Source organism: Streptomyces boluensis (genome assembly GCF_009908195.1).
In the GTDB taxonomy this organism is placed as follows: Bacteria; Actinomycetota; Actinomycetes; order Streptomycetales; family Streptomycetaceae; genus Streptomyces; species Streptomyces boluensis.
In genome coordinates this window covers 1-6,386 of sequence record NZ_JAAAHS010000409.1, presented here as the reverse complement: position 1 = coordinate 6,386, position 6,386 = coordinate 1, and the positions used below count along the sequence as shown (strand labels likewise).

Annotated in this window: 6 protein-coding genes; 2 read left to right on the top strand and 4 right to left on the bottom strand. The window is 73.1% G+C overall.

Translation table 11 applies throughout. The annotated features are described in order from the left end of the window. Window positions 1-31 precede the first annotated feature (31 nt). Window positions 32-1,480, bottom strand: coding sequence for a purine-cytosine permease family protein (locus GUY60_RS32300; protein ID WP_161704359.1), 1,449 nt, complete (start codon window positions 1,478-1,480; stop codon window positions 32-34). Window positions 1,481-1,660: 180 nt separating this feature from the next. Here GUY60_RS32300 and GUY60_RS32295 point away from each other — a divergent pair, with 180 nt between their 5' ends. Then, entirely contained in the window at window positions 1,661-2,263 is a 603-nt protein-coding gene (locus tag GUY60_RS32295) for a TetR family transcriptional regulator C-terminal domain-containing protein (RefSeq protein WP_161704357.1), read from the top strand. 26 nt (window positions 2,264-2,289) lie between these two features. On the opposite strand, the gene GUY60_RS32290 is transcribed toward GUY60_RS32295, so the two are convergent. The 3 genes from GUY60_RS32290 to GUY60_RS32280 are packed head-to-tail and all read right to left on the bottom strand — an operon-like array spanning window position 2,290 to window position 5,609. Then, a complete protein-coding gene (locus GUY60_RS32290; RefSeq protein WP_161704355.1) occupies window positions 2,290-3,339 on the bottom strand; it encodes an LCP family protein in 1,050 nt (349 codons plus the stop codon). 51 nt (window positions 3,340-3,390) lie between these two features. After that, complete coding sequence (locus GUY60_RS32285) at window positions 3,391-4,416, bottom strand: GDP-mannose 4,6-dehydratase (protein ID WP_161704353.1); 1,026 nt, start codon at window positions 4,414-4,416, stop codon at window positions 3,391-3,393. Further along, on the bottom strand, window positions 4,413-5,609 hold the full coding sequence (locus GUY60_RS32280; RefSeq protein ID WP_161704351.1) for a UDP-N-acetylglucosamine--N-acetylmuramyl-(pentapeptide) pyrophosphoryl-undecaprenol N-acetylglucosamine transferase: 1,197 nt from the start codon (window positions 5,607-5,609) through the stop codon (window positions 4,413-4,415). Before GUY60_RS32280 ends, GUY60_RS32285 begins: the two co-directional genes overlap by 4 nt. 63 nt (window positions 5,610-5,672) lie before the next feature. Between GUY60_RS32280 and GUY60_RS32275 the strand changes: the two genes are divergently transcribed. Continuing rightward, window positions 5,673-6,386, top strand: a 714-nt coding sequence (locus GUY60_RS32275; protein WP_161704349.1) for a response regulator transcription factor, incomplete at its 3' end; no start/stop codon positions are given.

The window sequence follows — 6,386 nt, the reverse complement described above, 5'->3', positions numbered from 1 at the left end:
GTGTTGGGGTGCGGGGCTGCGGGTGCGGGGGTCAGCTGGTGTGCGTTCCCGTGGATGCCGGTTCCGGTTCCGGCAGCGCTTCCGGGGTGACCGTGCGGCGTGCGAGGGCCCAGTAGACGGCCGCGGCCACGAGGGACGAGGCGAGGCTCAGGTCGGCGCCGCCGAGCGGGGCGACGAGCGGGCCGGTCCACAGCTCCGAGTCGCAGGTCAGGGCGGCGAAGACGATGCCGGTGAGCAGGGCGGTGAGGCCCGCGGGGTGGTAGCCGCGGCGGTACCAGTAGGCGCCCGCGCCGGGTGTGTGCAGTGCGGCGGCGTCGTACCGGCAGCGGCGCAGCACCATGTCGGCGAGGAACACCCCGCCCCACGGCGCGAACACGATCACCAGGAGGGAGAGGAAGGAGAGCAGCGCGGTGGTGAAGTCGGTGAGGAACAGCGCGTAGAGGGAGCCCGCTGCGGTGACGGCGGCGCTGATCACGATGGTCTTGGCGCGGCTCCAGGGGATGCCGAGCACCTGCAGGTTCAGGCTGGACGAGTAGAGCGTGATGATCGAGTTGGTGACGCAGCCGCCCAGGACCAGGGCCAGGAACAGCGGCTTGAACCAGTCCGGCAGCAGGCTCTCCGTACCGGCCACCGCGTCGGTGAGGTCGGCCTGGGTGGCCGCGGCGGCACCGGCCGCGCCGAGCGCCACCGACGAGGTGAAGCCGCCGAGGGCGCCCGCCCAGGTCAGGGAGCGCAGCGAGGTGCCGGTCGGCAGGTAGCGGGTGTAGTCGGCGGGCATCGGCACGTACGAGAACGGTCCCGCGAGGGCGACGACGAAGGCGAGGCTCCACCCCGCGGCGCCGGGTGCCGGACCGCTCGCCGTGACGTCGGTGCCGGGCAGGACGAGGACGAGGAGCGCGGCGAACCCTGCGGCCAGGACGTACGCGAGCCAGCGTTCGGCGAGCTGCACGGTGGCGTGCCCCCACAGCGCGACCGCGAAGGTCAGGGCCATGGTGACGGTGAGGGCGAAGGCGCGGGCGCCGAGACCGGTCCAGCCGAGGTGGGCGCAGAACGCTTCCAGGGCGAGCGCGCCGACCACGGTGTTCACGACGGTGTAGCCGATGGAGACGACCCAATTCAGCAGCCCCGCAGGCCAGTTGCCGCGGATACCGAACGCGGCGCGCGAGATGACGAGGGTCGCGGTGCCGGTGCGGACGCCGCTGAACCCGGCCGCGCTGATCGCGAAGAACGCGAGCCCGCCGATGACGACCACCCCGACGGCCTGCCAGAAGGACAGGCCGAAGGCGACGGCGAGGGCGCCGTTGATGACGTACGTGAAGGTGAGGTTGGACCCGAACCAGAGCCAGAAGAGGTCCTTGGCGCTGCCGTGCCGCGCGGCCTCGGGTATGGGGTCGATTCCGTGCGTCTCGATCCGGAAGACCTCGTCGCCACTGCCTGGCTCCGTGTCCGGTTCGACCGGGATGGTCCGCTGTCGATTCATCGGTGGGCCTCTCCGAGCTCCTAGAATGCTGTTCAAAGATTTCGAACGCCATTCAAGATGGAGTGCGGGACACCGGGCCGTCAAGACCTGGGCGGCTACGGATAAGGTCGGCCCCGGACGAAGGACGGGCACTGTACGGGCGCTGTACGGGCGCGATACGGACGTGGGAGGGGCGCGGCGGTGACAGTGCGGGCGCGGGAGCGCGACGGGCGGCCGTCGCGGGAGCGGATCCTCGAAGAGGTCATGGCGGCCGTCGCCGAACACGGCCTGGCGGAGCTCACGATGGCGGCGCTCGGCCGCCGTCTGGGGATGAGCGGCGGGCACATCCTGTACTACTTCGGCAGCAAGGACCGGATCTTCCTGGAGGCGCTGCGCTGGAGCGAGGGGCTGCTCGCGGACGAGCGCCGCGCGCTCCTCGCCCGCCGCACCCCGGCCGACCGCAAGCTCGACCAGTTCCTCGGCCTGTATCTGCCGCGCGGCCCGCGCGACCCGCGCTGGATGCTGTGGATCGAGCTGTGGGCCCGCACCCCGGCCGACGAGACGCTGCGCGAGGCGCAGGACGACCTGGACGCCGGGTGGCGGGACGACCTGGCGGCGCTGCTCGCGCGCGGGGTGCGGCAGGGCCGGTTCGCGGAACACGACACCGCCGCGACCGCGACCCAGCTCCTGGCCCTCCTGGACGGCCTCAGCACCCGGCTCGTCCTGGGCCTGCGCGACACCGAGCGCGCGACCGTGCTGCAGCTCGCGCGGGACGCGGCCCGGTCGCTGGTGCCGCACATCTGAACAGCGGGACTCTTCTTGACGCCACGTCAACTCGGCTGTGCGGGCGGCAACTTGGTGTCCCGCCGGATCGCCTTCCACAGGTCGCGCGCCGCCGGGGTGTCCGCGACGACCCGGTTGGGGTCCTTCGGCCAGGGCCGGACCGGCAGGGTGCGGAAGTCGACGGCGTCGGGTTCGACGGCGCCCAGCGTGCGGGCGAGACCGGTGAGCGCGCGGACCGAGCCCAGGTCCTTGTCGGTGGTGAGGGCCGAGGTCGCGGCGTCGGCGACCTTGTACAGGCGTACGGGGTCGGCGACCAGACGCCCGGCCGCGAACTCCCGTGTGAGAGCGGCCAGGAACTTCTGCTGCAGCTCGATGCGCCCGAGGTCGCTGCCGTCCCCGACCCCGTAGCGCGTACGGACCAGGGCGAGGGCCTGCTCGCCGCGCAGCCGGTGGGTGCCCTGGGTGAGGTCGAGGTCGCTCTTGGGGTCGTGGATGTCCTCGGGTATCGACATCCGTACGCCGCCGACCGCGTCCACGAGGTCCTTGAAGCCGGTGAAGTCGACCTCCATGACGTGGTCGATCCGCACCCCGCTCATCGCCTCCAGGGTCTTCACCGTGCAGGTGCTCCCGCCCACGCTGTACGCGGTGTTGAACATCGCGGCAGACGCCGCGGGTGTGCTGCCGCCGTTCGGTGCCGGGCAAGGCGGCCGGTCCACGATCGTGTCGCGCGGCACGCTGATCACCGAGGCCTCCTTCCGGCCGTCGGCGAGGTGCACGAGCAGGGCGGTGTCGGAGCGCGCGCCGCTGATGTGGCTCCCGTACGAACGGTTGGCGCCCGCCCGGGAGTCGGAGCCGAGCACCAGCAGGTTCAGGGCGGAGCCCGCGCCGCGCGGTGGCCGGTCGGAGCCGAGCCGGGAGTCGATGTCGGTGGTGGCGAGGTTGCCGTCCAGGCGCTGGTAGAGGGCGAGGCCGCCGAGTACGACGGCGGCGCAGAGCAGGCCACCGCCGTACCGCAGAACCCGGCGGCGGGTACGGCGGCCGGTGCGACGGTGGGTCCGGCGGGCGTGGCGGGAGCGGCGCGAGGGAGTGGGGTGCACGGAGGCCTCCGGCAGCCGCCCGCGGTGGTGGCACCACGGGCGGCCGGGTCGTCAGACGTGGTAACGGTCGGCGGCGAACAGGCCGAGGTGTTCCGCGACCCAGTCGGAGGTGCGCCGCAGCCCGTCCCGCAGGGAGACCTCGGGCTGCCAGCCGGACCAGTCGCGGGCGCGGGAGTTGTCGGAGAGCAGCCGCTGCACCTCGCTGCCCGTGGGGCGGAGCCGGTCGGGGTCGACGACCACTTCGGCGTCGCGGCCCGAGGCGCTGATGAGCGCCTGCGCCAGGTCGCCGATGGAGATCTCCTGTCCGGTGCCGAGGTTGACGCTGTGCCCGAGGGCGCGGTCGCAGTCGGCCAGGGCGAGGAACCCGGCGGCGGTGTCGGTGACGTAGGTGAAGTCACGGGTCGGGGTGAGCGAGCCGAGCTTGATCTGCCGGGCGCCGGAGTGGAGTTGGGCCAGGATCGTGGGGATGACGGCACGCGCGGACTGCCGGGGGCCGTACGTGTTGAAGGGGCGGACCACGGTGACGGGGAGCTCGAACGCGTGCCAGTGCGACAGCGCCATCATGTCGGCGCCGATCTTCGACGCCGAGTACGGCGACTGTGGCTGCAGCGGGTGATCGTCGGTGATCGGCGCGGTCAGGGCGGTGCCGTAGACCTCGCTGGTGGAGGTGTGCACGAGCCGGCGGACGCTGGACCTGCGGCAGGCTTCGGCCACGTTCTCGGTGCCGACGACATTGGTCTGTACGTAGGCGCCCGGTGAGTCGTAGCTGTACGGGATGCCGATGAGGGCGGCGAGGTGGAAGACGGTGTCGCAGCCGGCCACGGCGTCCATCACCCGGCCGGGGTCGCGGATGTCGCCGGTGACCGTGGTGACGGGGCTGTGCGGGTCGGCGAGGTGGTGCGCGAGGTGGCCCTTCTCGGCGTACGGCTTGTAGTGGACGAACGCGCGCACGTCCGCGCCTCGGGCGGCGAGCAGGTCGACGAGGGTGGACCCGATGAACCCTTCGGCGCCGGTGACGAGGACGGTCCGCCCGGCCCAGTCGAGGGGGGTGCCGGGGCGGTTCGAGGTGCTGGTCATGCTGCGGTGGTCCTTTCGAAGGTGAGCGAGGGGCCCGACACGTGCGGGACGGTGCGTCCGGCGAGGCGCAGGACGTGGGCGGCGAGCAGGTCGGCGGCGCGGGCGTGCGGGCCCTGCGGTGCGGCGGCGGCCATGGCGTGCAGCCGGGACGGCTGGGCGAGCAGCGGCTCGACCAGGGCGGCGAGGCGGTCGGCGGTCGTGTCCGCGTCGGCGAGCAGCAGTCCCGCCCCGGCGTCGGTGAGCACGCGGGCGTTGTGCGTCTGGTGGTCGCCGGGCGCGTACGGGTAGGGCACCAGGACCGCGGGCGTACGCGTGACGGCGAGTTCGGCGACGGTCGCGGAGCCCGCGCGGCAGACGGCCAGGTCGGCGGCCGCGTAGGCGAGGTCCATCCGGTCCAGGTAGGGGACGGCGGTGGCGACCCGGTCGGCGCCCGTCTCGGTGAGGAGGCGCCGGGTGTCGGCCAGGGCGGCGGGTCCTGTCTTGATCAGGAGGTGGACGTCGCCGCGGTCCCGCCAGTGCCGGGCGAGGCCGGTGGCGGCGGCGGTGAGCCGGGCGGCGCCGAGGCTGCCGCCGTTGACCAGGAGCAGCCGTACGTCCTGCGGGATGCCGAACTCGCGCCGTGCGGCGGTACGGAGTTCGTGGCGGCGCAGCCTGGCGAGTTCCGTGGTGATGGGCATGCCCACGACGTCGGCGTTGCGGGCGCCGCTGAGGTGGGCGCGGCTCGCCTCGAAGGCCAGCGTGATCTGGTCGGTGAGCAGGGCCGCGAAGCGGTTGGCCCGCCCCGGCACGGCGTTGGACTCGTGGATGACGCTGGGCAGTCCGGCCATGCGGGCGCCGACGATGGCCGGTGCGCTCGGGTAGCCGCCCATGCCGACGGCGACCTGGGCGCCCTGCGCACGCAGGATGGTGCGGCACTGGGCGCCGGACTTCAGGAGGGCCGCGGGCAGCAGGAAGCGCTTCGCGCCGAGCGCCGGGTCGAAGGGGATCATGTCGACGGTGTGCAGCCGGTACCCGGCCTCGGGGATCAGCCGGGTCTCCAGGCCGCGTTCGGTGCCGACGAAGGAGATCGTGGCGTGCGGGTCGGCCCGCCTGAGCGCGTCGGCGAGGGCGAGTCCGGGGTAGATGTGTCCGCCCGTGCCGCCGGCGCCGATCACCACCGAGAGCGGGGAGGGGGAGGTTCGCGGTGTCGTCATGGGAAACACGCTGGCGGTGCGCTCTAAGAACGTTCTAAGACCGGCTTTGGCAGGCTGTGCCGCATGAGTTCCCTGAGCGGTACGGACGGGCCCGCGGCGGCGCCGAAGGTGTTGGTGGTCGACGACGAACCGGAGGTGCGGTACGCCGTCGAGGACGGGCTCATCGTCGAGGGGTACCGGGTGCGGGGCGCGGCCGACGGCCTCGCGGCGCTTGCCGCCGTCGCCGACTGGGAGCCGGACGTCCTCGTGCTCGATGTGATGATGCCGGGCCTCGACGGGCTCGGGGTGTGCCGTAGGCTCCGGGCGCTCGGGGACCGTACGCCCGTGCTTGTCCTCACGGCGCTCGGTTCGGTGAGTGAGCGGGTGGACGGGCTCGACGCGGGCGCCGACGACTATCTCGTCAAGCCCTTCGCACTCGACGAACTGGTCGCCCGTATCCGGGCGTTGCTGCGCAGGACCGCCGGTCCGGCCGAGGCGCAGGCCTCCGGCGAGCTTGCCTTCGCGGACCTGGTGGTGGACCCGCGCACCCGGACCGGGCGGCGCGGGCAGCGGCGGATGGAGTTCAGCCGTACCGAGTTCACCCTGCTCGAACTGCTCCTTCGCCACCCGGGGCAGGTGCTGCCGCGCGAGACGATCCTGGAGCGGGTCTGGGGACGCGACTTCGGGCCCGACTCCAACTCCCTTGCCGTGTACGTCGGTTACCTGCGCCGGAAGCTGGAGGCGGAGGGCGAACCGCGCCTCGTGCACACCGCGCACGGCATCGGCTACCGCCTGGAC